The 24020-nt window shown below is 62.6% G+C and carries 20 protein-coding genes and 1 riboswitch; of the genes, 12 read left to right on the top strand and 8 right to left on the bottom strand.

Annotated features, from left to right (window positions below):
* Nucleotide 1 precedes the first annotated feature (1 nt).
* Complete coding sequence (locus C0V97_RS12790) at nt 2–343, bottom strand: AtpZ/AtpI family protein (RefSeq protein WP_233582152.1); 342 nt, start codon at nt 341–343, stop codon at nt 2–4.
* Between the two features lie 140 nt (nt 344–483).
* Nucleotides 484–2124 carry a chloride channel protein gene (locus C0V97_RS12785; protein WP_233582151.1) on the bottom strand — a complete coding sequence of 547 codons (1641 nt, stop codon included), beginning with the start codon at nt 2122–2124 and terminating at the stop codon, nt 484–486.
* 307 nt (nt 2125–2431) lie between these two features.
* Between C0V97_RS12785 and C0V97_RS12780 the strand changes: the two genes are divergently transcribed.
* Both C0V97_RS12780 and C0V97_RS12775 read left to right on the top strand, forming a co-directional pair.
* The gene (locus C0V97_RS12780; RefSeq protein WP_127102976.1) at nt 2432–3211 is read left to right on the top strand and encodes an alpha/beta fold hydrolase; all 780 of its coding nucleotides are present in this window, start codon (nt 2432–2434) and stop codon (nt 3209–3211) included.
* Nucleotides 3212–3238: 27 nt separating this feature from the next.
* Nucleotides 3239–4630, top strand: a complete 1392-nt coding sequence (locus tag C0V97_RS12775) for a M20/M25/M40 family metallo-hydrolase (RefSeq protein WP_127102975.1) — start codon at nt 3239–3241, stop codon at nt 4628–4630.
* Between the two features lie 19 nt (nt 4631–4649).
* On the opposite strand, the gene C0V97_RS12770 is transcribed toward C0V97_RS12775, so the two are convergent.
* Nucleotides 4650–5294, bottom strand: a complete 645-nt coding sequence (locus C0V97_RS12770) for a DNA-3-methyladenine glycosylase (protein WP_127102974.1) — start codon at nt 5292–5294, stop codon at nt 4650–4652.
* 63 nt (nt 5295–5357) lie between these two features.
* Between C0V97_RS12770 and C0V97_RS12765 the strand changes: the two genes are divergently transcribed.
* Nucleotides 5358–6629, top strand: coding sequence for an energy transducer TonB (locus C0V97_RS12765; protein ID WP_127102973.1), 1272 nt, complete (start codon nt 5358–5360; stop codon nt 6627–6629).
* A gap of 7 nt (nt 6630–6636) precedes the next feature.
* Nucleotides 6637–7104, top strand: a complete 468-nt coding sequence (locus C0V97_RS12760; protein WP_127102972.1) for a YbaK/EbsC family protein — start codon at nt 6637–6639, stop codon at nt 7102–7104.
* Between the two features lie 243 nt (nt 7105–7347).
* Here C0V97_RS12760 and gcvP read toward each other — a convergent pair whose 3' ends face one another.
* From gcvP to gcvT, 3 genes are all read right to left on the bottom strand, one after another.
* Complete coding sequence (gene gcvP / locus C0V97_RS12755) at nt 7348–10239, bottom strand: aminomethyl-transferring glycine dehydrogenase (protein ID WP_127102971.1); 2892 nt, start codon at nt 10237–10239, stop codon at nt 7348–7350.
* A 140-nt stretch (nt 10240–10379) separates the two neighbouring features.
* Nucleotides 10380–10745, bottom strand: a complete 366-nt coding sequence (gene gcvH, locus C0V97_RS12750) for a glycine cleavage system protein GcvH (protein WP_035443956.1) — start codon at nt 10743–10745, stop codon at nt 10380–10382.
* Between the two features lie 27 nt (nt 10746–10772).
* Entirely contained in the window at nt 10773–11906 is a 1134-nt protein-coding gene (gcvT, locus tag C0V97_RS12745) for a glycine cleavage system aminomethyltransferase GcvT (protein ID WP_127102970.1), read from the bottom strand.
* Nucleotides 11907–12022: 116 nt separating this feature from the next.
* Nucleotides 12023–12113: riboswitch (glycine riboswitch) on the bottom strand.
* A 61-nt stretch (nt 12114–12174) separates the two neighbouring features.
* Between gcvT and C0V97_RS12740 the strand changes: the two genes are divergently transcribed.
* From C0V97_RS12740 to C0V97_RS12730, 3 genes are all read left to right on the top strand, one after another.
* A complete protein-coding gene (locus tag C0V97_RS12740; protein WP_127102969.1) occupies nt 12175–12477 on the top strand; it encodes a putative quinol monooxygenase in 303 nt (100 codons plus the stop codon).
* A gap of 241 nt (nt 12478–12718) precedes the next feature.
* Nucleotides 12719–16369, top strand: coding sequence for a bifunctional proline dehydrogenase/L-glutamate gamma-semialdehyde dehydrogenase PutA (gene putA / locus C0V97_RS12735; RefSeq protein WP_127102968.1), 3651 nt, complete (start codon nt 12719–12721; stop codon nt 16367–16369).
* A gap of 218 nt (nt 16370–16587) precedes the next feature.
* On the top strand, nt 16588–18549 hold the full coding sequence (locus C0V97_RS12730; protein ID WP_233582150.1) for a M61 family metallopeptidase: 1962 nt from the start codon (nt 16588–16590) through the stop codon (nt 18547–18549).
* Between the two features lie 253 nt (nt 18550–18802).
* Here C0V97_RS12730 and C0V97_RS12725 read toward each other — a convergent pair whose 3' ends face one another.
* Nucleotides 18803–19162 carry a RidA family protein gene (locus C0V97_RS12725; RefSeq protein WP_127102967.1) on the bottom strand — a complete coding sequence of 120 codons (360 nt, stop codon included), beginning with the start codon at nt 19160–19162 and terminating at the stop codon, nt 18803–18805.
* On the opposite strand from C0V97_RS12725, the gene C0V97_RS12720 reads away from it, so the two are divergent.
* From C0V97_RS12720 to ptsP, 5 genes are all read left to right on the top strand, one after another.
* Nucleotides 19145–19750 carry an HPr kinase/phosphorylase gene (locus C0V97_RS12720; RefSeq protein ID WP_233582149.1) on the top strand — a complete coding sequence of 202 codons (606 nt, stop codon included), beginning with the start codon at nt 19145–19147 and terminating at the stop codon, nt 19748–19750. The genes C0V97_RS12725 and C0V97_RS12720 overlap by 18 nt on opposite strands.
* Before the next feature lie 46 nt (nt 19751–19796).
* Nucleotides 19797–20765 (top strand): RNase adapter RapZ, encoded by a 969-nt coding sequence (gene rapZ / locus C0V97_RS12715; protein ID WP_127102965.1) that lies wholly within the window; start codon nt 19797–19799, stop codon nt 20763–20765.
* Between the two features lie 76 nt (nt 20766–20841).
* Nucleotides 20842–21342 carry a PTS sugar transporter subunit IIA gene (locus C0V97_RS12710; protein ID WP_127102964.1) on the top strand — a complete coding sequence of 167 codons (501 nt, stop codon included), beginning with the start codon at nt 20842–20844 and terminating at the stop codon, nt 21340–21342.
* Complete coding sequence (locus C0V97_RS12705) at nt 21339–21623, top strand: HPr family phosphocarrier protein (RefSeq protein ID WP_127102963.1); 285 nt, start codon at nt 21339–21341, stop codon at nt 21621–21623. The genes C0V97_RS12710 and C0V97_RS12705 overlap by 4 nt, the downstream gene beginning before the upstream one ends.
* Nucleotides 21624–21672: 49 nt before the next feature.
* The gene (gene ptsP, locus C0V97_RS12700) at nt 21673–23439 is read left to right on the top strand and encodes a phosphoenolpyruvate--protein phosphotransferase (protein ID WP_127102962.1); all 1767 of its coding nucleotides are present in this window, start codon (nt 21673–21675) and stop codon (nt 23437–23439) included.
* 36 nt (nt 23440–23475) lie between these two features.
* Here ptsP and C0V97_RS12695 read toward each other — a convergent pair whose 3' ends face one another.
* On the bottom strand, nt 23476–23874 hold the full coding sequence (locus tag C0V97_RS12695) for a DUF3597 domain-containing protein (RefSeq protein WP_127102961.1): 399 nt from the start codon (nt 23872–23874) through the stop codon (nt 23476–23478).
* Nucleotides 23875–24020 lie beyond the last annotated feature (146 nt).

The raw sequence follows: 24020 nt of genomic DNA, 5'->3' as shown, positions 1-24020 counted from the left end.
GTCAGACGTTGGCGTTTTTCACCGCACGCCAGACATTCAGCATTCCTGCCGCACCGCCGACGAGCGAGAACAGGATCAGAAAGAGAGGCTTGGTCCCGCACAGGCGATCAAGCCCATACCCCAGAACCACACCGACAACCAGTGCCGCGACCATTTCGGTCCCGATCCTCATTGCCAGCCCGAATGCCGAGTAATCGGCATTGCCACCATCCTGCGTGGAAACGTTGTCCGACTTGCCGCTTTTGCCGCGCATCCGGGCTTCAGCCTCTGCAAGCCTCTTGTCGAAGCTCTCAGCACCTTCGCCCGCTTGCGAGGAAACGTTCAGGTCGTCCTGTGCGCCCACGATTCCATACCTCGCTTTTCTCCCCTGAGCGGGGAGTCCTTGGTGCGCGTCTGCTACCCATGTCGACGTGTCGTGTCAACGCCTCGTAACAGCTGGACAATGATTTCTTCAGCCCGTTTCGCCCCGCTGCGCCTTGCGTGTCACACCATACGCGCCTCTCCGGCCAGCTCCCTTCTGGTGCGGTCCAGAGCCTCGGCATAGCGGCGCAGAACGTATTTCTCGCTCAGCATTCCCACGACCCTTGCGGTGGCATAATCAGCCACAACAACAAGTGCATCCGCCTCAGCCCGCTCGAACAGCCCGACCGCTTCGCGACAGGACATGCCGGGTGTCAGAACCGTCTCCCTCTGCAGGGCGAGGCTCGCCAAAGACCACTCGGGCGGATGATCGGGGGCGTGTATTTCAGACAGCAACACGATCCCGCGATAACGTCCCCCTGGCTCAGTCAGAACGATGTGAGGCCCCATTCCGAGCGGGCAGCTCAGTCGCGCCTCGGCAAGACGCATCTCCGGGGCGCGACAGGGTACCTCGCGCTGCATCAGTTTCTCGACCACGAGTTCACGCAGCCAGCCCACATCGATGGCGGATCGAATCGATTCCCCTCTCTGGTGGAAACGCCATGTCGCAAAGGAATAACCGAAGAGCTGACGCACTGTGAGAAGGGAGAGTACGCTGGCCAGCAACACACCGCTCGCGAGCGACAGATCTGCGGTCATCTCAAGGATCAGGCAGGTCATGGTCATGGGCACACCGATGATCGCGACCGCCGTGGCGCTCATACCGAGCACGGCGCAGGTCGTGACCGAGGGGCCTCCCTGGCCCAATGACTCGAGACCAAAGCCGAAAAGCGATCCGGAGAGCACCCCGAGATAAAGCGAGGCGAAGAACAGCCCACCGCGAAAGCCGCTCCCGATCGAAATGGACGAGGCCAATACCTTGAAGATGAGGAGCAGGCAGATCGGCCCGAGAGCCTGTCCTTCCTCCAGAACCTTTCTGACCGCAGCATGGCCCGCCGAGAGAATGGACGGCGAATAGAGCGCGAGCCCCCCTACCATGAGCCCGCCCAGCGCAGGGCGCAGCCAGGACGGCAGGGAAAGGTGGCGGAATAACACCTCGGCCAGAGTGACCCCCCGCATGGTGCCAATGCCGATCAGCCCGCAGAACACGCCGAGCGCCAGCACCGGGAGCGTATCGCGCAGGGTCAACTGGGGATGAGGCAGAAGAGAAAGCGTCGTGCTGACGCCTCCCAGCAGATGAGCCGTGCCCACAGCCGCGATACACGCCACCGCCACAGGCGCAAGATTGACGAGGGAATAGGTCCCGATCACCAGCTCGAACGCATAGAATGCGCCGGCAATGGGGGCATCGAAGGCCGCCCCGATCGCGCCGCCAGCCCCGCACCCTACCAGGATACGCAAATCGGCGCGGCGCACCCTGAAAAGGCGGCCGCAGAAACTCCCGAGCGCGGCTGCAATCTGCGTGAACCCCGCTTCGAGCCCGAGCGACGCTCCGCTGCCATTGGAAAGAAAGGTCTGGAACGCCACGATAGTGCTGTCGCGCACCGACATACGTCCACCATGCAGGGCATTGGCTTCAATCGGGTCAACGGGTCGATGGCGGAAGCGTTTCGCGATCAGCAGCCCGAACAGGCCGAGCACCAGCCCGCCCAGACAGGGCATCACGAGAGTGCGCCATGGGGCGAGGCTGGCCAGCCCGGAAAGACGCCCATCATTATGCAGGGCATAGAGCCAGCGATGCGCCGCGAGCGTGCTGCAGGTCATGAGCCAGACGCATATTCCGGCCAGCGCGCCGACACATGATGATAAGACAGTCAACCAGATTTCATTGGATCGGACGAGCGCGCGCACATAGTACGGAACAGGCACACCAAGCCGGAGCCGTTTAAGGGCAAGCCCTCTGACAGTTCTGGAAAACCCTGAGGCCAAGAAAGATCCTGACATGACTTTCGAGAGACGTGATCCCCAGAGCCGGGGGCGAGCACTGTCCTTATTGTCGTTCAGACTTGCCGCAGGCAACAGAAAACCCCAGACTCTGCCCACTCCGCTGCTCTGAAAGGATCCTCTCACCGTGCTGCTGAACGTCATCGAACGCCTCTCGGCCCAGCCCGCCGGACATCCGCCGGTCGTGTTTCTTCATGGGTTGTTCGGACGAGGGCGCAATATGGGGTTCCTGCAGCGCCAGGTAGCGCGCACCCATCGCACCCTGGCGCTGGACCTGCGCAATCACGGCGAGAGCCCTCACGGCCCGATGGACTTCCCCGCCATGGTCGATGACGTGGTCGAGACCCTGCGCCATCATGAAGCGCTACCCGCCATTCTGGTCGGGCATTCCATGGGCGGCAAGCTGGCCATGATCATGGCCCTTCAATATCCGGAGCTCGTATCCGGTCTGCTGGTGGGCGATATGGCCCCTGCGCGCACGGGATTCGGCCAGGCGGCTCTGGCCGAGGCGATGCTGCACATCCATTTTCCCGATCACCTCGACCGTCAGCAGGCGGACCAGCTTCTTGCCAGGGATATTCCGAACCGCAGCGTGCGTGACCTGATGCTGCAGAACGTGCGTCTCGGTCCAGAGCCGGGCTGGCAGATCGGCCTGCGGGACATTGCCAGCTCGATGACGAATATCGAGAACTGGCCCTATGTTCCCGAGGGTTACGTCTATGAGGGACCGACGCTCTTCCTGCGGGGGGAACATTCTCCGTACATCACCAAGGACCATGAGCCGGTCATGCGCCGTCTCTTCCCGCACTACAGGCTCGAGACCATCCCCGATGCGGGTCACTGGCTGCATGCGGACAACCCGAAACTCTTTTCCGAAAAGATGCTCGATTTTATCGAGAACATCTGATTGTCAGGCCCTGTGCAAGGTTTTTCCATGATCAGACGCTCCGCCCTGATGCTGCTTTTCTGCATCGGCTCCGCCCAGGCCGAGCCTCTGCCTTCCCTCACACGGGACGGATTGCAGGCGCTTGATCTGGCGAAGAGTTCGATCGCCCTGCGTTCCGTTGCAGGCCCGGACAATCAGGTCATGGATGTCGCCCACCTTTACGAGAAAACGCTGACCGAGGGCGGCTTTCCCGCCTCGGCCATCACAATCACGCCTGTGGGGCAGACAGCCTATCTTACCCTGCGCTGGCCGGGCCGTAATCCGGCGCTGAAGCCGCTCGTCATCTCGGGCCATATGGATGTGGTGGCCGCCAACGCGTCAGACTGGACTCGAGACCCCTTCGTCCCGGTGGTCGAGGAAGGCTATCTCTTCGGTCGGGGCGCCACCGATATGAAAATGAGCAATGCGCTCGGCATCACAGCACTGATTCATCTCAGGCAGCAGGGCTACCGTCCGGAGCGCGGAATCGTCCTTGCTCTCTCGGGAGATGAAGAGACGACGATGCAAACGAGCCAGATGCTCGCCAAATCGCTTTCCGACGCGCAAGAGGTTCTCAATCTGGATGTGGGAGGGGGCGTTCTCGACGAGGAAACCGGGCGCCCCCTCTATTACAGCTGGTCGGGCGCTGAAAAAACCTACGCGGATTTTGCGCTTACCGTCAGTGACCCGGGAGGACATTCCTCGGAGCCACGTGCGCGCAACGCCATCGACGTCCTGGCGAGCGGCCTGCTCAAGATCAAGGCCCATCCCTTCACCCCTGAGCTGAATGCCCTTACGCGCAGTTACTTCATGAATGCCGCGCGCTTCTCCTCCCCCAGGCTGGCAGCCGCCATGCGCGCCTTTGCCGCGAGCCCCGGCAATACCGAGGCTGTGGCCACGCTGCGGGCCGATCCGGCGCTTGTGGGGAGCATTGGAACCACCTGTGTGGTCACGATGATCAAGGGCGGCCATGCGCTGAACGCCCTACCCCAACACGCCGAAGCCAATATCAATTGCCGCATCTTCCCCGGGCATTCGCGCTGGGACATCATGCGTGATCTCAATGCGCTCGTTCAGGACCCGACGATACGGATCGAAGACCGGAGTGCAGGCTCGGTCGAAACACAGCCCTCCCCCCTCGATGGCGTATTTCCCCCGGCTATCGCACGAGCGGCTCAGGCAGCTTTTCCAGGCGTTCCGAGCTTTCCCAGCATGAGTTCGGGTGCAAGCGACAGCATGTGGTTCAGGCAGCTCGGCATTCCGAGCTATGGCGCGAGCCCGATCTTCATCAAGTCGTCGGATGATTTCAGCCATGGGCTGAACGAGCGCATCCCGCTTTCGACCATCACGCCAGGGCTGCATTTCCTGCTTTCGATTATTCCGGACCTGACCCGGCACTGAGGCGGGCAGGTCATGGCGCTCAATCTCCGGTCAGCACATTCTTGATGGCCTTGCCCTCCTCAGACAGGCGCCAGAGATACCAGGCGAGCGCGGAGCGATAGGGGGCAAAGCGCAAACCCTCTGCGCGTAATGCTGCGGGTTTGGGTGGCAGGTCCAGCCCGCGCAGCTTCTGCCATCCTGCCCGGATCGCGAAATCATCGACCGGCAGGACATCTCGCCGATTTAATGTAAAAATGAGCAACATCTCGACGGTCCAGCGCCCGATCCCCCGCAGTGTAACCAGCCGGGCAATCAGGGCGTCATCGCTCAGGTTCTGCGCTTCAACCGGATCGGGTACGACGCCCGATATGGTCGCTTCGGCCAGCCCTCTCAGTGCCAGAAGCTTGGCAGCAGAGAGACCACATGCGCGCAAACTTTCATCCGTGTAGGTCGCAAGATCCTGAGGGCTGGGTGTCTCGCCATCGCCGAGCGCGCAGATACGCCCGAGAATGGCTTCCGCCGCGCGCCCGTGCAACTGCTGCCCGACAATGGCGCGAAACAACGCCTGATAAGGCGTCTTGCCGTCGCTTCCCCTGAGGCGGCAGGGACCTATGCGCTCCATGGCCGCGGCGAGCGACGGATCCTGACTGAGGCATCGGTAGAGATCGGGATCATCGAGAACCATCTTTTTTCTCTTCTGTATCAAGCTTGGCCCTCATGCGCTTGGCAAGATGATGGGTCCGATGCCATGATAGCGGCAAGTGCCAGATCGTGTCGTCATGCAGAGTTCGCCGCCTGCCCGGCCACGTGGCGGCGTGTGTTCTGTTTCTCTACAGGTGTTCTTCTGAAACGCACCCAGCCCGTCGATCCGGCTCCGCCCTCTTCCGGTGTGGCCAATGCTTTGCGCCCGGGCAAGAAGCGGGTGCGAAACGAACCGCTGCTTTTTGCGCCGGCTGCCGCGTCGCTGCGCGCTCCTCCCCCCGTCAAGGGCAGCCGATTCCGTTTTTCCCACCACGAGCCGAGAACCGGGCTCGAGCCGGACCTCAAACCGGCCAGCGCCTCACTGATCCGCCCTCAGGTTCTCGAAGATCCGGGCGTCACGACCGTTCTCGTCGCCTCGGCCATCGCCCATGCCCTGTTGATCGGCTTGCTGCTGCTCGAAGGCGCCCGCCATGCGCGCGGTTTGCCCGAGGGCATAGAACAGCCTCAGGTCGAAATGATGTTCGCGCCGCCCTCCCGCAGTGGCATGGCTGGCCCGCATGAGGACAAGCCGGGCGGGGAGGAAAAGCCCTCGCAGAGCCACGATGCCCCTTCGGCATCCAGCCCCGAGCAACAGCAGGAACAGCAACCCGATCAGGCCGAATCCACCCCGACCCCGGCCGTTCCGACCCCGACACCGCCCGCAGCTCCGCCTGTCCCCGAGGGCCCTTCTACAGAGCTGCCCAAGACCCAGATAGACCGTCCGGTCAGCCCCGGCATTGCCAAATCGGGCAGGCAGACCCAGACGCGGGCTCATAGCCATCGTTCGAGCCGCCGCCCGACCACCAGGCAGTCGGATAACCCCTTCGCGAATATGACCACGCTCGATTTTGGCGAAGCCCCCTCCACCCCGCGTCGTCAGCGCGGGCGCCGTGGCGGTTCTGGTGCGCCGATCGACATGTCACTCGGTCCATTGTCGACCAATGGGCAGATCAACGCGCCGTTCATGACGCGCAACTCCATTCGCGGGGTGAGCGATGACTATTGCAGCGAGATCGATCGCTGGATTCGCGCGCATCTCTATTACCCTGAAGACGCTATCAAGAATGGCGAGGACGGCCCCTCCTCCGTGCATGTGGTCCTGGACCGCGACGGACGGGTGAAGTCCGTGCGACTCACCGGGCAGTCGGGCTCCTACTCCCTCGATGCTGCAACCACAGGCATGTTCCAGGGCGCCCATCTGCCGCCGGTGCCACCGGACATGAAGGGCGACCATTTCGATATCGACCTCACCATCAATTATATCCTGATCAGACGCTGAGACCCGTATGAGCCTGGACTCTGTTCGCGACGAACTCGCCCGCCTTGCCCCCGATCTGTCGATCATCGATGACGGCCGCAGCACCGCCACCGTCCTCGAGGCCGCCGACGTGCACAACGTGGCGCCCGATCAGATCGCGAAGACGCTCTGCGTAGATGTGGGCGGGCGTATCGTACTCGTGGTCATGGCGGGTGCGGCGCGGCTCGACAACAAGCGCGCCCGCGAAGCGCTGGGCGGCAAGCCCCGCTTTCTGGGCCCTGAAGCCGTGCTCGACGTCACCAGTCACCCGGTTGGCGGTGTCTGCCCCTTTGGTCTGCCTGCTCCCCTCCCCGTCTATTGCGATGAGTCCCTCCAGGCCTTCGACGAAATCATCCCCGCCGCCGGGTCGATCACGGCTTCGGTACGCATGACGCCGCAACGCCTTGTCGAATTGACAGGCGGGGTTTGGGTTCATGTGCGGCAGGATGGGAAGTGAGCGTTCTTTTTTGGAAAAAAAGAACCAAAAAACTTTTGATTTGATGAGGGTCTGAGCCAGAAGAGCACAAGCAAGCGCAGGTGCCGGTTCAGGGTCACCGCCGAATGAGAAAATGCCTCCGGCGGTCCGAGGGCGAAAACGCTCCACAACGCCCCCAGCCAAAACCAGAAAAGTCTTTTTGCTTCTTTTTCTTCCAGAAAAAGAAGACCCCCGCCCCTCGGAGAGGACGAGGGTCGACCCGTCTTACTCCGCAGCTTCGGCGTAGTTCGAGATATCCGGGCAGGAGCAGACCAGATTGCGGTCACCCCAGGCGTTATCAATACGATTGACCGGCGCAAAATACTTCACGCGGTCCAGCCCGTTAGGGAAGCAGCCCTGCATACGGTCGTACTGACGGTCCCACTCACCCACCAGATCGGCGGTGCTGTGAGGCGCATGACGCAGCGGACTGGCCTCCATAGCGATGGCTCCGGATTCGATCGCACGGATCTCTTCACGGATGGCGATCATGGCGTCACAGAAGCGATCCAGTTCGGCCTTTCCTTCTGATTCGGTCGGCTCGATCATGAAGGTGCCTGCCACGGGGAAGCTGACCGTCGGGGCATGGAAGCCATGATCGATCAGGCGCTTGGCGATATCATCCACCGTAACGCCCACAGCATCCTTGAGCGGACGCAGATCGATGATGCATTCATGCGCGGTGCGTCCGTTGCTGCCGCGATAGAGCACCGGATAATGCGGCTCGAGACGGGCTGCGATGTAATTGGCGTTCAGGATCGCCATTTCGGTGGCCTCGCGCAGACCGTCATCGCCCATCATGAGCACATAGGCGACCGAAATCGGCAGGATGGAGGCCGAGCCAAAGGGGGCAGCCGACACCGCGCGGGCATCGCCACGCTCCGGACGACCGGGCAGATGTGGGGCAAGATGCGCCTTGACCCCGATCGGTCCCATGCCCGGACCGCCGCCGCCATGGGGGATGCAGAAGGTCTTGTGCAGGTTGAAATGCGACACGTCGGCGCCGTAAAGACCGGGACGTGCCAGACCGACCTGCGCGTTCATGTTCGCGCCGTCCAGATAGACCTGACCACCCGCCTCGTGAACGAGCTCGCAGATTTCCATCACGGCTTCCTCGAACACGCCATGCGTCGAGGGATAGGTGAGCATGAGGGCTGCGATGCGGCCTTCATTCTGGGCGATCTTCTTGCGCAGGTCCTCCAGATCGACATTCCCCGTGGCGTCGCAGGCTGTGACGACCACGCGCATGCCAACCATCTGGGCGGAAGCCGGGTTGGTGCCATGGGCCGAGGCCGGAATCAGGCAGACATCGCGCTCGCTCTGGCCATTGGCCTGATGATAGGCGCGAATGGCCAGCAATCCGGCATATTCGCCCTGCGCGCCGGAATTGGGCTGAAGCGAGACGGCATCGTACCCGCTCACGGCGCAAAGCGCGTGTTCAAGAATGCCGAAGAGCTCCTGATAGCCTTCGGTCTGATCGGCTGGCGCAAAAGGATGAAGCGCCCCGAACTCCGGCCAGGTGATGGGGATCATCTCGGCCGTGGCATTCAGCTTCATGGTGCAGGAGCCGAGCGGGATCATGGTGCGATCCAGCGCCAGATCCATGTCGGACAAACGGCGCATATAGCGCAACAGATCCGTCTCGGAGCGATGGGCGTGGAAGACGGCGGCCGTCATGAACGCCCCGCTGCGCGTCAGCGATTCCGGGATGGTCGTGGCACCGTCCAGCCTGGCTTCGAGCGCAGCAAGGCGCGCATCATCCGGGCAGAAGCAGCGCCACAGCGCCTTGATATGGCTCGCCTCGGTGGTTTCGTCACAGGCAATGCCGAGACGCCCCTCACCGGCATCGCGCAGATTGATTCCGACCTTGCGGGCGCGCTCGAGCACGAGGGCTGCGGACTCACCGGCTTCGACCGTGATGGTGTCAAAGAAGACGCTGGTCTCGATTTTGACGGCCAGTTCGCGCAGGCCTTCGGCCAAAATGGACGCGAGACGGTTCACGCGATGGGCGATGGCGCGGAGACCCTCTGGGCCGTGATAGACCGCATACATCGAAGCGATGACCGCCAGAAGCACCTGTGCCGTGCAGATGTTCGAGGTCGCCTTCTCGCGACGGATATGTTGTTCGCGGGTCTGCAGTGCGAGGCGATAGGCAGAGGCGCCGCGGCTATCACGCGACACACCAACCAGACGGCCTGGCATGGTGCGCTTATAGGCGTCACGCACGGCCATGAACCCGGCATGGGGGCCACCAAAGCCCATGGGCACCCCGAAACGTTGCATGGAGCCGATGGCGATATCGGCGCCCAGCTTGCCGGGCGCTTCAAGCATAACAAGGGCCAGCGGGTCGCAGGTAAGGGCCGCAATGGCACCCTTTTCATGCAGGGAGGCAATCACCCCACGAAAATCACGCACTTCACCCGAGCTGCCCGGATAGGACAGCAGCGCACCGAAAACGGCTTCAGGCTCGAGATCGGTTTCAGGGTTACCGAGCTGGATGGTCCAGCCCAGAGGCTCGGCACGCGTCCGCAGCACCGCAAGGGTCTGGGGATGCGTGTCGGAATCGACAAAGAATACCGTGCTCTTGGTCTTGGCGTTGCGCTGGGCAAGCGCCATGGCTTCGGCGCAGGCCGTGGCCTCGTCCAGAAGCGAGGCATTGGCGATATCGAGCCCGGTCAGGTCACAGACCAGTGTCTGGAAGTTCAGCAGCGCTTCAAGACGGCCCTGGCTGATTTCTGGCTGATACGGCGTATAGGCCGTGTACCAGGCCGGATTCTCCAAAATATTGCGCTGGATGACGGGAGGCAGGATCGTGCCGTAATAGCCCTGCCCGATCATGGACTGCATGACCACATTGCGGCTTGCGATCTGCTTCAGCCGCGCCAGTGCCTCGCTCTCAGTCAGCGCAGGACCGACGCCAGAGGCCTTGCGGTCCAGAATGGCAGAAGGCACGGTCTGCTCGATCAGCGCATCGATGCTCGGTACACCGAGCGTCTTGAGCATGGAAACGACTTCGCCGGGACGCGGGCCGTTATGGCGCGAGACGAACTGGTCGTCTTCATGCGCGGGCCACAGCGATGTATTGGGCGACGTATTGAGCGGGGCGTTACGGGTCACGTCTCGGCAGATCCTCGTCAGGAACGCAAACGAGTCAGGACGGCACGGGCCACCCTGTGCTCGGAAGGAAGCATCAGACCGGCCATCCGGATCTGACGGTACAAAGGGATCCGGACCGGCAAGCCAGTCCGGCGGTCAGATCAAAGCGATGCCTTGTAGGCATCTGCGTCGAGGAGGGATTCGAGCTGGGCGGAGTCGCTCACGCGGAGCTTGAAGATCCAGCCCTCGCCTTCCGGATCTGTACCGACCAGGGTCGGCTCATCGGAAAGACGAGTGTTGAACCCGGCCAGAACGCCGCTCACCGGGGCATAGATGTCCGAAGCGGCCTTGACGGATTCGACAACGGCGGCAGGCTCACCCTGCGGCACTTCGGTGCCTTCGTCCTTGGCTTCCACAAAAACCAGCTCGCCGAGTTCGTCGGAAGCATGAGCCGTGATGCCGACCGTGGCGATATCGCCTTCGAGACGGATCCATTCATGGGACGGGGTGTAGTAGGTGGTGCTCATTGATCGCGTTCTCTCAGTTGACGGTTTTCAGCGTTTGAAGCCGGGCGGGACGAAAGGCAGGGCGCGCACCTGAACCGGCACGTACTTGCCGCGCAGGGCGCCGTAGAGCGTGGTGCCGAGGCCGGCATGAGCCGTCTCCACATAGCCCATCGCCACAGGGGCATTGATGCTGGGACCGAAGGCACCGGAGGTGACGACACCCACCTTCTGCGTGCCCGCCTCATCGGCAAAAAGCTCGGTACCAGCGCGTACGGGCGCACGCCCTTCCGCCGCCAGACCCACGCGCAGGCGGGACACGCCCTCACGCGCCTGCTTCATGATGATCTCGGCGCCCGGATAGCCCCCTGCACGTGCGCCGCCTTCACGGCGCGCCTTCTGCATGGCCCAGCCAAGGGCGGCCTCGACGGGTGTGGTGGTTTCGTCCAGGTCATTCCCGTACAGGCAAAGACCGGACTCGAGACGCAAGCTGTCGCGCGCGCCCAGACCGATAGGCAGAACGCGCTCATCGGCCAGAAGCGCGCGGGCGATCTGCTCGGCATGCTCGGCCGGGATACCGATCTCATAGCCATCCTCACCCGTATAACCCGAGCGGGTCAAAGTGCAGGCAACGCCATCGATATCGGCCTCGATCGCATCCATGAACCGCATCTCGGCCGCTTCAGGGCAGAGATCCAGAAGCACGTTGACGGCTTCCGGCCCCTGAAGAGCCAGCAGGGCGCGATCATCGAGCTTCTCGATCACCACCCGATCCCCGAGAGCCGCTTCCATCAGCGCCGTATCGGCGGCCTTGCAGGAGGCATTGACGACCACGAACAGCCAGTCACCCATATTGGCGACCATCAGATCGTCACGGATACCACCTGCGTCATTGGTGAGAAAACCGTAGCGCTGGCGGTTGGCACCCAGACCCGCCAGATCGACAGGGATCAGGCTTTCAAGTGCGAGGGCGGCATCGTTAAGCGTGCCCTTCTTCGCGGTGATCCGCAGCTGTCCCATATGGGAAACGTCGAACAGCCCCGCGCTTTTGCGCGTATGCAGATGCTCTGCCATGAGCCCGGCCGGGTATTGCAGGGGCATCGAATAGCCCGCAAACGGCACCATGCGAGCTCCGAGCTCGATATGCAGGTCATTGAGCGGCGTGAATGAGAGCGCGTCGGACAACGGGCGGAATCCCCCAAGGCAGAAAACGAAAAAATCGTCGCCCCTTCTGTCGCCTTTGCCTGAGATCGCTATCCCGTCGGCGGACATCCCACAGGAATGCCTCTCTCCAGAAGTTCCAGCCGATCGCGGTCCTTTTGCCTGAGAGTTTCCGGGGCGGTTGCTCCTTCGGCGCCGGAAAAATTGTCCGGTCTCTCCCGTGAATCGGTGTTTACTCTTCGCAGAATTGGGGCAGAAAAGTCAATTCAGTAAACTCGATGGAGTTATAGCCATGTCCGAGCATTTCACCGTCATCGCGGAATTTGCGGCTCCCGCCGAAAGCTTCCCGGCGTTTCTCGAAATGTGCCGCTATGACAGCGACCGCTCCCTTGCCGATGAGGAAGGCTGCCTGACCTTTGACGTGCTGACACAACAGGATGCCTCTGACATCATCGTGCTCCATGAAGTCTACACCGGACGCGCCGCTTTCGAAGCGCATCTGAAGACCCCGCATTTCGAGAAATTCGCCGACGCCCTGCGCGATCTGAACATCGAAGAGCGCAACGTGCGTTTCTTCACCAGACGTCATCCCTGATCGGCGCAACACCCTTCAGGCCTGTCTGTCGCCTGTCCCGTTCTCCGGCAGATGCCGCACGGGCAGCCGCTCCGGCCCCGTCACATCGCCAGTGCCCCGCGTGACCTGTCCCTCGCGCCCCTTTGATCGGGCGGGGGCCAATCCCCGGGCGTTCATGACTCACAAGTAACGACCGCAGGGTTTTCCTGCTCCATGGGCCCGTCTAGACTCGGGCTTTGGGTTCTCGCGCGACTGAGACAGCATGATTCCGTTTTCCAGTTTCCTTCCTCATCGTCCGGCGCTCTCGCCCACGCGTGAGGCCATCGCCCATGCTGCCCGCCGCCCCGAGGCGGAAATCCTTGCTCCCCTCCTCACCCGCGCGACCCTGACCGACAGCCAGATGGAAGAGATCGAGGCTCAGTCCCGCATCCTCGCCACGGCCCTGCGTGAGAACGCCGATACAAAAGGGGTCGAGACCATGATGCAGGCCTTCCCCCTTGTGTCGGCCGAGGGGAAGGCTCTGCTCTGCCTTGCGGGAACGCTGTTGCGCATTCCCGACGCCCCGACACGCGATGCGCTGATCCATGACCAGATCGGCCAGGGGGAATGGCTGCATCATGGCGGCCATGACCATCCGTTTTTCCTGAATGCCGCGAGCTGGGCCATGTCCACCTCGTCTCGCTTCAATGCCGTGACGGGCGGGCTGCGCAGCCTGGCCATGCGCGGAACGGCCCCCTTCATTCGTCACGGGGTGGAAAAAGCCATACGCATGATGGGCAGCCAGTTCGTTCTGGCCGAAACCCTGAATCAGGCCCTGCGGCGCGGGCGCAAGCTGGAACAGCAAGGGTTCACACTCGCCTATGCCGCCCTGCACGAAACGGCCCAGACCGCCGAGGAAGCCGAAATGGCCCGGCGCGACGCACTCACCATGGTCGATACGCTGGGACGTCAGGCTCGGGGAGACACGCTGTTCGAGCGCCCGGCCCTCTCGCTGTGTCTCTCGTCGCTGCACCCCCGGTTCGAGACCACGCAGCTTGCACGCATCAAAGCCGAATTGCTGCCCTTTCTCGCCACGTTGGCACAACGCGCGCGTGCCGCCGATATTCTCCTGATCCTCGATGCCGGTCGCAGCACGGAACTGGAGCTGTCGCTCGATCTATTCGAGGCGCTCTGCCATCTGCATGAGCTGGCAGGGTGGAACGGACTGGGCTTCACAGTGCAGGCCAGCGACAAAAGATGCCTGCCCGTGATCGAGCATCTCATCGCGCTCGCGGGCGAAACCGAGAGACGTATCGTACTCCGTCTGGTCAAGGGCGGGTTCTGGGATCGGGAGATCCGCGACGCTCAAAGGGAATCGGCCAGCGATTACCCGGTCTTCACGCGCAAATGCCACACCGATGTGAGCTTCATCGCCTGCGCCCGACAGGCACTTGAGGCGCCGGAAGCGCTCTATCCCCAGTTCGGCACCCATAATGCGCGAAGCATCGCGACCATCATGGCGCTGGCCAACCCGTTCACCCCGGGTCGATATGAATTCGGCTGCCTGCATGGCATGGGCGAAACGCTCTATGCCCCACTGATGCGCGCCAACGCCGCTTCCGGTGCGGGACATAGCGGCACGGGGCAGAATGCTGCAACGCCGGGCTGTCGGATCATGGCCCCGATCGGCCCCGATTCACGCCTCGCCCCGACCCTGGTGCGTCGTCTGCTCGAGAACGGGGCTCCTTGCTCCTTCGTCAATCAGGCCGCCAACCGGACCATCGCCCTGGATACGTTGATCGCCGATCCCGTGGCCAAGGCGCGCAATGTCCTGCCGCGCGGCATGCCAAGCCAGCGTATCACGCCCCCTACCGAGCTGTTCTTGCCCGAGCGCGTCTCGGCCGCCAGTCTCGATCTGGCGAACCCGCTCACACTGCGAGCGCTCGCAAGCACCTTGCCCGGTCAGGTTGCCTTGCTCGAGGCTCTGCCGATGGGCGCCGCCATGCCCCGACCGGAAGGCAGACCGCGCGCCATCTCCAACCCGGCCACCCATGAAGACCGGGTGGGGGTGGTCGTCTATGCCATGCCACGCGATATCGACGCCGCGCTCAATGCCGCCGAAACCGACATGATCTGGCGGCGAACCGAGCCCGGCACCCGCGCCGACTGTCTCGATCGCATGGCTCTGGCTCTGGAGCAGGACCAGATAGCCCTGATCGCCCTGCTGATGCGCGAGGCGGGCAAGACCCTGGCCAATGCCGTGGGGGAATGGCGCGAAGCGGTTGATTATCTGCGCTACTACGCTGCCCAGCTACGCAGCCTTGCCGAAACAGGCGGGCTCGGCGCGCCTCTTGGCACCATTTTGTGCATCAGCCCATGGAATTTCCCGCTCGCAAGCTTCACCGGGCAGGTGGCGGTCGCTCTGGCTGCGGGCAACGCGGTCATCGCCAAGCCTGCGGAAGAAACACCGCTGATCGCCGCCCGGCTGCTCGGCTTGTTTCTGGAGGCAGGGCTTCCCGCGCGTGCCCTTCAGCTCCTGCCCGGTGAAGGAAATGTCGGGGCCTCGCTCGTCGCGGATTCACGCATAGACGGCGTGATGTTCACCGGTTCGACAGCCGTTGCGAAAACCATCAGTCGCGAATTGCTCGGGCGTACCGGGCGCACGGGTCAGCCTGTACCCCTGCTGTCCGATACGAGCGGGCAGAACGCCATGCTCGTGGACAGCTCCGTGCCCCCCGAGCAGGTCATTCCTGATATCCTGTCTTCCGCTTTCGACAGCGCCGGGCAACGCAGCGCCTCGCTGCGCGTCTTGCTGATTCAGGAAGACGGAGCCGACGCACTGATCGAGCGGCTTCAATCCGCCATACGCGAGTTGTGTATCGGAGCGCCTGACCAGTTCAGGACCGATATCGGCCCGGTGATCTCGGCCAGCGCCCGGGCGCGTGTGGAAGACCATGTCGAGCGCATGAGGCGCGCGGGTTATCGCGTCTGGCAGCCTGACATGCAGGCCGAGACCTTGCGGGGGCATTTCGTAGCGCCAACCCTGATCGAGATCGGGCGTGTGGCTGATATCGGCCAGGAAGTATTCGGCCCGGTCCTGCATATACGGCGTTACGCGCGGCATGAACTCGATGGCGTGATCGATGCGCTGAACGCAACAGGCTATGCACTCACGTTCGGCGTACAGAGCCGCCTTCCCGCCATGATCGAGCGCGCCTGCGCACGTAGTCGAGCCGGTAATATCTATGTCAATCGGGCCATTATCGGGGCCACGATCGGGATGCAGCCTTTCGGGGGCAAAGGCCTGTCCGGCTCCGGGCCCAAATTGGGCGGACCGCTTCTTCTGCCGAGGCTGATGCACGGCGCGCCCTGCCCGATCGTCGCGCCTCCTGAAACGCCGGTTCCTTCTACCGCACGCGCTTTCCTGTCCTTTCTCGAGCCGCGTGACCCGCCCTCGGCCCGACGCGTGCGCGCTGTGATTGCTCACGCGCTGAGCGGGCTGTCATTCGACCTGCCGGCGCCCTCCGGCGAAAGCAACCGCTACAGCCTGCGTCCGCGCGGCGTCATTCTTTGCGCCTGTGAAAGCTGGCCTTCCCTGCTCCACGCAGTCGGGCTCGCTTTGGGCACGGGCAATACCGTGCTCGTGCTCGCACCCGATCCCGCTGTGGAATGGCTGCGTCAGGTCTCGCGCCAGCTTGCCAACGCAATCACGCGCGTGGACCCCGGCGCGCTGCCCGAATGCGACGCCATGCTGATCCAGCGTGGAGCAGAAAGCGCCGAGCAGGCCGCCCTGACGGTCACCGCCCGGGAGGGCATGGTCGTACCGGTCTATGATCTCGATACCGTCCGCCCCGAATGGCTGCTGAGCGAAACCGTGGTGACGATCAACCATGCGGCCATCGGCGGCGATATCGGGCTTCTGACCTCTCGCTGAAGAGCGTTTCTGCGTGCACGATGCCTGTCGCTGACGAGCGGAACCAGCGCCATGGCGAGATTGGGTCACGGAAGCCGCGCCCTGGGAAGGTCAGAGCCGCATGTCGCGATACGTCCTGCGGGACGCATTTAAACCCGGAATATGGGTTGCCAGAGGGCGCCGTTTCCATTTTGGTAATGAACCGTTTCAGCCACGCCTTTTTTCCGGAGTGTTCCCGCTTGACGATCCGCCTCTTCCGCGCCGGTAGCTTCCTGACTGCCCTGATCCTCGGCAGCCCGATCATGCCTGCCCTGGCTGCCCAGCCTCAGCCCGAGGCGACCCCGCTGCCCTCGCCGCTCCCTCAGGCCAAGGACGGCGCCTTTCCCGGCACCATCAAGCTGAGCGTGAATGCTACCGATCTGGCGCATCACGTGATGAGCATTCATGAGACCCTGCCCGTGCCCCAGGCCGCGCGCGAAGCAGGCGAGCTTGTGCTGCTCTATCCGAAATGGGTGCCCGGCGGTCATGCGCCTGAAGGCACGATCACCCAGCTCGGCGGCCTCGTCGTGCATTCAGAGGGCAAGACCCTCTCCTGGCTGCGCGATCCGGTGGATGTGTTCGCGTTCCATGTGCCTGTCACCAAGGCGCAGACCCAGATCGACCTCGACTTCAAGCTGCTATCGCCTGTTACGGATGACGAGGGCCGCGTGGTCATGACGCCGCATATCGTCAATGTGCAATGGAACGAGGTCTCGCTCTACCCAGCCGGATACTACTCCCGCAACATGCCCTATCAGGCGAGCGTGACCCTGCCTCATGGCTGGCAGGCCGCCACTGCCCTGCGTCCCACGGGTCCGGCCAACGGCGATACGCTCACTTTCGGCACCGTGCCGTACAACACCCTGGTCGACTCTCCGATCTTTGCCGGGGCCTACTTCAAGAAGGTTGCCCTGAACGCGCCGGGCGGCGTTCCCGTAACGCTCAACATGGTGGCCGACAAGCCGGGCGACCTCGCCTATGACGACGCGCAGTTGCAGATCCACCGCAATCTTGTCACGCAGGCGCTGCTGACCTTTGGCTCGCAGCATTACGCGCATTACGACTTCCTGATGGCGCTAACCGACGAGCTGGGCGGGATCGGTCTCGAGCATCATCAGTCGAGCGAAGACAGCGTAACCGAAGACTATTTCACGGACTGGAAGCACTCCTTCCCGCAGCGCGACCTGCTGGCGCATGAATACACCCATTCCTGGAACGGCAAATATCGCCGCCCAGCCGATCTCTATGGGGCCACCTTCAATACGCCCCAGCGCGGCTCGCTGCTCTGGGTCTATGAGGGCCAGACCGAATTCTGGGGTAATATCCTTGCCGCACGATCGGGACTGGTCACCAAGGATCAGGGCTTCGACAGCCTGGCGCTCATGGCTGCGAGCTATGATTCGCAGGCAGGCCGTAGCTGGCGCCCCGTGGCCGATACGACCAATGACCCGATCATCGCCCAGCGCGCCCCACTCTCATGGCGCGATTTCCAGCGCTCGGAAGATTATTACGTTGAAGGTCAGCTCGTCTGGCTGGATGCCGATATGACCATCCGCAAGCTGTCTCATGACACGAAATCGCTCGATGATTTCGCCAAGGCGTTTTTCGGCACGAATGATGGCAGCATCATCGTCAGCCCCTATACTTTCGACGATGTGGTTCTGACGCTCAACAAGATCGTACCCTATGACTGGGCCAAGTTCCTGCATGAGCGCATCAGCACCGTACAGAAGCGCGCGCCGCTGAACGGGCTCGAAACGGGCGGCTACAAGCTGGTCTATACCGATCAGGAAAATGCCTTCGAGGCGCAGCTGCTCAAGAACCGCCACCGCGTGGGCCTGCGCTTTTCTCTGGGCGTGATCATCAACGCCAAGAATGGCTCTCTGGGAACGGTTGCGTGGGACAGCCCGGCCTATAAGGCGGGACTTGCCATCCATGACCAGATCGTGGCCGTCAATGGCGACAGCTTCTCACCCGATGGGTTGATCGACGCCATCAAGGCCGCGAAGACAGACAAGGCGCCCATCACGCTCCTGGTTAAATCAGGGGAACATTTCCGCACGGTGGCCATCCCCTATCATGATGGCCTGCGCTACCCGCATCTGGAGCGTATCGCCAACACGCCGGACCGTCTGACGACCCTCTATTCCGCGCGTCACTGAGGTCGGATGAGGAGGACCGGGTTTCCCGGAACCTCGAGGCGGGGGAGCGGTCGCTCTCCCGCCTTTTTTCATCGTGATATCTGCCCTCGCCTCCATGAACGGCACGCGTCCAGGGACGATGCCCGATCACGAGGCACGAGGCACGAGGCACGAGTCCGCCGCTCCGGGGCTACCATTTCTCAATCGTTCCTAAGCCCGTCACGAGACGCCTCTGCCGCCGAGTGACGGCTCGACGCTTCCCGATGCTCCCCGCTCAGGGCGCCGCGATAAAGTTGAACTCCAGACGCTGCCCTTTCACGTCGAATTCGGGCTTGAGGCGCAGGGTCATGGCAGGCCGGGCGGGCCCGAGGGCCTCGGCGATGATTCTCTGACAGGCGGCAAAAACGCTGCTATCAGGAATCATGTAGGCCAGATGGGTGATATCCTCGGGCACGAGACCATGGGTGGCCAGAATCTCGCGCATACGCATCAGGGCGTTCTGGCATTCCTCGATCAGACTCTCCGGTGCCTGCCCATCAGGACCAAGTCCCGTCACGCCGTAATAGGTCACACTGTCCTGTAGCGCTGCAGGACGGGTAGGAGAGGAGTGATGATCGTGCATGAAACCCAGCATATCGCACAATCCGAACGCTGCACATCGCTTATCGCCCCGACAGGCCCTGCAGCGCCCCCTGCCCCCTGCTCTCCAGCCTCCCCCCTTTCCCCCGCCGGTTCGCAGGCTGGGGCGACGCCCGGGCTTCATGCTTCCTGTGCACACTGGCAAGACATGGGGGTGGTTCTGACCGGCCCCTCGGGCAGTGGAAAGTCGAGCCTGCTGCTTCGCCTGATCGACTCAGGGTTCGACCTGGTGGGCGATGACCGGATCCTGATCGAGGCGGGTATGGCCCGTCCGGAGCCGCGTCTCGCCGGGCTCATCGAGGTGAGGGGGCTCGGTATTCTGCGCATGCCTCATCAGGCCAGTACCGCCGTCAAACTCTGGATAGAGCTCGTTGAGAATGGGCCGGTAACCCGTCTGCCTGAGATGGCAAGCGACCCGCAAACCGGCGCCTGGATGATCAGGATGAACGGGTTTCAGGCTGACGCGGTAGCGATCATCCGAAGCGCCCTGCGGTGCATAAACGGCGAACTCACGCTGCTTTGTGGCGTAAATGGGGCAACGCCCCCTGTCCTCCCCCTCCCCATGGCGCCGGAAGCGCGATAACATCTTCCGTTCTTCCCCCCTTACGGCCTGGCAGGAGACTTGAACCGTGACACCCGCACGACGCGTACTTCTGGTCACGGGCCTGTCGGGAGCCGGAAAATCCTCGATCCTGCGTATCCTCGAGGATCTGGGCTACGAGGTGACGGATAATCCGCCCCTGACGCTGCTCGACGCACTGGTTGCGCGAAGCGACCAGCCCCTCGCGATCGGGATCGACGTGCGCACGCGCGGTTTCGAGGCCAGGGCCGTTCTGGGCGCTCTGGCCCAGCTCCGCGCACAGAACGACCTGCTGGTCGAGCTGCTCTACGCCACGGCCGAGACCGATATCCTCCTGCGTCGCTTCACGGCCACGAGGCGGCGTCATCCGCTCGATAACAGCACAGGCACAGCCCCCGGGCTGGTTGCGAGCATCGACCAGGAAATTGTGCTGCTGGCCCCGCTTCTGGGGGCTGCCGATCTGGTGATCGACACCTCGGACCTGCCCCCTCATGACCTGCGCCGCCTGATCGAGGCCCGATTCGGCCATCAGAATGATGGCGACTCGATGACGGTGACGCTGCAATCCTTTGCGTATCCTGCAGGATTGCCCCGCGAGGCCGATCTCGTTTTCGATGCGCGTTTTCTGCGCAATCCGCATTACGATCCTGATCTCAAGGCAATGACCGGGCTCGATCCTGTCGTGCGTCAATACGTGAAGCAGGATCCCGATTACGACGTGTTCCTGTCCAGGATCCTCGATCTACTGAAACTTGTACTGCCTCGTTTCGTCGCCGAAGGGAAGAAACATGCGACCGTTGCGGTGGGATGCTCGGGTGGTCAGCACCGTTCTGTAACACTTGTTGAAGAGATCGCAGCGACGTTGGGCAGCTCTGACGACATTACACTCTTGTCAGACGGACCGATCGTCGTCATGCATCGAGAACTGGCACGTCAGGGACGCAGCTCATGGAGATGGGTACGCGCGCCCCAGCAACGTGCGGTACCGGATGAACAGATACGGACAGAGCCGTCTTGATAACGTCGTCGGATGACCAATATGTCATGGGTTCGCCCCTGAAAGGGCGCTACGTACCCCATGAAGGAATGCCCCGATGATCGGGATCGTTCTTGTTACACACGGCTCTCTCGCTCAGTCTCTTCTTGAAATCGTCACCCATGTTGTCGGGCCTCAGCCCCAGATCGCGGTGATGGGCATCATGCCCGACGACGATGTCGTTACCGCCCGCGCCCTGCTCGAGACGGCGATCAGCGCCGTAGATACCGGAGATGGCGTTCTCCTCCTGACCGACATGTTTGGCAGCACCCCCTCCAATCTTGCCCTCTCCCTGCGTCAGGAAGGGCGCGTGGAGGTTCTGGCCGGGGTGAATGTGCCGATGCTCGTGAAACTGGCCAAGACCCGCTGCACGCGCAGTCTGGCCGAATGCGCCGAGCTGGCCACAATGGCAGGGCGCAAATATATCGCGGCTGCCTACCAGCTACCGGCTTCATGTTTGCAGGGCGGTAAAAGCTGTGAAATGGTGGTCAATACGACCATGAGCTATGTCCCTCCCATTACCCCTCTTCTGACGCCCCTGCGTCAGGCCGCCCGATGAGTGCAGGCCCGACGCTGGAGCGCGATGTGACCATCGTCAACCGGCTCGGCCTTCATGCCCGCGCCGCAGCAAAATTCGTGACTCAGGCGGAGCGCTTTGATGCGACCGTCGAGGTGAGCCGTCATGATCAGAGCGTATCGGCCCTGTCGATCATGGGGCTGATGATGCTCGGAGCCGGTCGCGGCGAGATGGTCCGGATTTCGGCTAGCGGAGCGCAGGCCGCTGCCGCGATCGAGGCGCTTTGCGCTCTCGTCGCGGATGGTTTTGGTGAACGTGATTAAGCGATTGCGGCGGCCACCGAGCGAAGTGGCCCAGCCAGACGATCAGCCCATGAAAATTCTGCAGGGCGTTGGCATCTCGCAAGGGGTAGTCATCGCCCGGGCAAGCCTCGCCTATGAGCGCCCACTGCCCGTAATTGAGGCCGTGCCTTCGCTTCTCGGTGCCGAAGCCGAGCGTGCGCGGCTCGATCAGGCAATTGCGCTCACGCTCAAGCAACTGAGGAAACTGCGCGGTAAACTCGACACGCTCCCGGATGAGGGTCGGATTGAGATCGATGCACTGCTCTCTGTCTATGAGCGTATGCTTAATCACTCGCGCCTGGTGCGCGCCGCGCATCGTCGCCTTGCCGAGGACGGCCTGACCGCAGAGGCTGCGGTTCAGCTCGAAAGTGACGCGCTCGCGACGCAGGCAGGGCCGCAACCGGGCATGCCGGAAGAGGAAATCGAGGGTGCAAAAAGACGCGAGGGCGAATTCCGTGAGGTGGCCCGCCGTCTGCTGCGTAATCTCACAGGTGTCTCTTTCCGGGCCTTTTCCGATATCCCAGGTGGCTCGGTACTGGTGGCCGAGCAGATACGGCCCGCGGATGCCGCCGTCATCGACCCCAACCGTATCGCCGCCGTCCTCTCGGAGGGCGGGGGCGTAACAGACCATACGGCCATCATGCTACGCGCGCTCAACGTGCCCGCTGTGCTGGCCGTCCCGACCCTGATCGATCACATGCAGGAAGGCTGCCTTGTGATCGTGGATGGCACAACGGGTCGTGTGGTCCTGCATCCGGATTCGGCAACGCTGGCCGAGGCTCGCTCGGCCATGGCTGAGGAGGCCCGTGAGCGTAAGGGCATTGGCCGGTTGCGGCGTTTGCCCAGCAGGTTGGTAAGTGGCGAGGATATCGAGCTTCTGGCCAATGTCGAACTTCCCAATGAGCTTCCCCTGCTGCACCGCAATGGCGCCGCAGGCATCGGATTGCTTCGCACCGAATTCCTGTTCGATGAGAGCGAGGCTCTGCCGGATGAAGACGGGCAGTATGCGGTCTATGCCCGCCTCGTTGCCGATATGCAGGAGATGACCACCACGATCCGTGTGCTGGATTGGGGCGGCGAGAAAGGGTTGGCGCGGCTGAGGCAGCTCGGGATTACGGATGAGCAGGAAGAGGAAAATCCGGCACTCGGCGTTCGTGGCCTGCGCCTGCTGCTGCGTCATCCCGAAATTCTCGAAGCTCAGCTCTGCGCTATCCTGCGCGCCAGTCTGGAGGGAAAGCTGCGCATCCTCCTGCCCATGGTGAGTTCGGTCAATGAGGTGTTGGCTACACGGCAGATCTATGAGCGCTGCGCCAAGAGACTACGCCGCAGAGGGGTGAAACTTCCTGCTGACTTGCCCCCTTTGGGAGTCATGATCGAGACCCCCGCCGCCGCATTGACGGCCGGTGCGCTTGTGCGTCAGGCGGAGTTTCTTGCGCTCGGGACGAATGACCTGACCATGTATACGCTGGCAGTCGATCGTTCTTCGGCCATGGGATCGGATCTCTATACAGGGCTCCATCCCGGGCTGCTGAAATTGCTGCGCCTGTCGGTGGATGAGGCACTGCGCGCCCACAGACCGATCTGTGTGTGTGGCGAGATGGCCTCGGACCCACGCGCCGTGGCGCTCCTGATCGGTATGGGGCTCCGCTCGTTCTCGATGTCAGCCGCTCTGCTGCCACCCGTGAAGCGGATGATTCGCTCGCTAAGCCTGGACGCGTGCGATGAGCTTTACCGACGCGCGATGCTGGAGGAAGACCCTCTGGCACTCAGCGCGATGGTCCGACATTTCGCCGTCTGAAGACGTGACGGGCGCGCAGCCCGTCACGCAGTCAGATCAGTGACGCAGGTCTTCAGGGACCTTCCCACCATTCTCGGCCAGTTTCTGCATGACCTGACGGATCAGCCAGACATTCATGGCCGCACTGTCTTCCGTGCTTTCGGTATAATGCAGTTCCTGAGCGAGGTGCTTGCGTGCTTCCAGCGAACTGTCCATGTCGAGCAGCTTCAACAGATCGACGATGGACGTGCGCCAGTTTAGGGTCTGGCCCTTCTCTGCCTGCAGGCGGGACAAAACCGCGTCGACATCGACCGGGGCGCTGGGCGCCGAGGGAACGGAAGACGCCGCCGCAGGCACGGCGTCGCCTGATGCGGCAGCCCCGCCTGCCGATCCACTGGCCGGAGCCGCCTCCGCATGGCCAAAGATCTTCGTCATGATGGTGCTGAATATACCCATAAATGCCTGTTCCTGTGTTACGGCTCTGACGACAAATGCCAGGTTGGCGTCGGCGTTGAGCGGCAATCGTGTCAGGCGCTGCCATCCGCCCGGCATGGAGACCGACAGAGCGCGATGCCGCAGACCGTGACACGACCATTACGTTC

This window comes from Asaia sp. W19 (genome assembly GCF_003994335.1).
In the GTDB taxonomy this organism is placed as follows: Bacteria; Pseudomonadota; Alphaproteobacteria; order Acetobacterales; family Acetobacteraceae; genus Asaia.
Note: the sequence above shows the minus strand (reverse complement) of the source record. Positions and strands in the feature narration are given on the sequence as shown.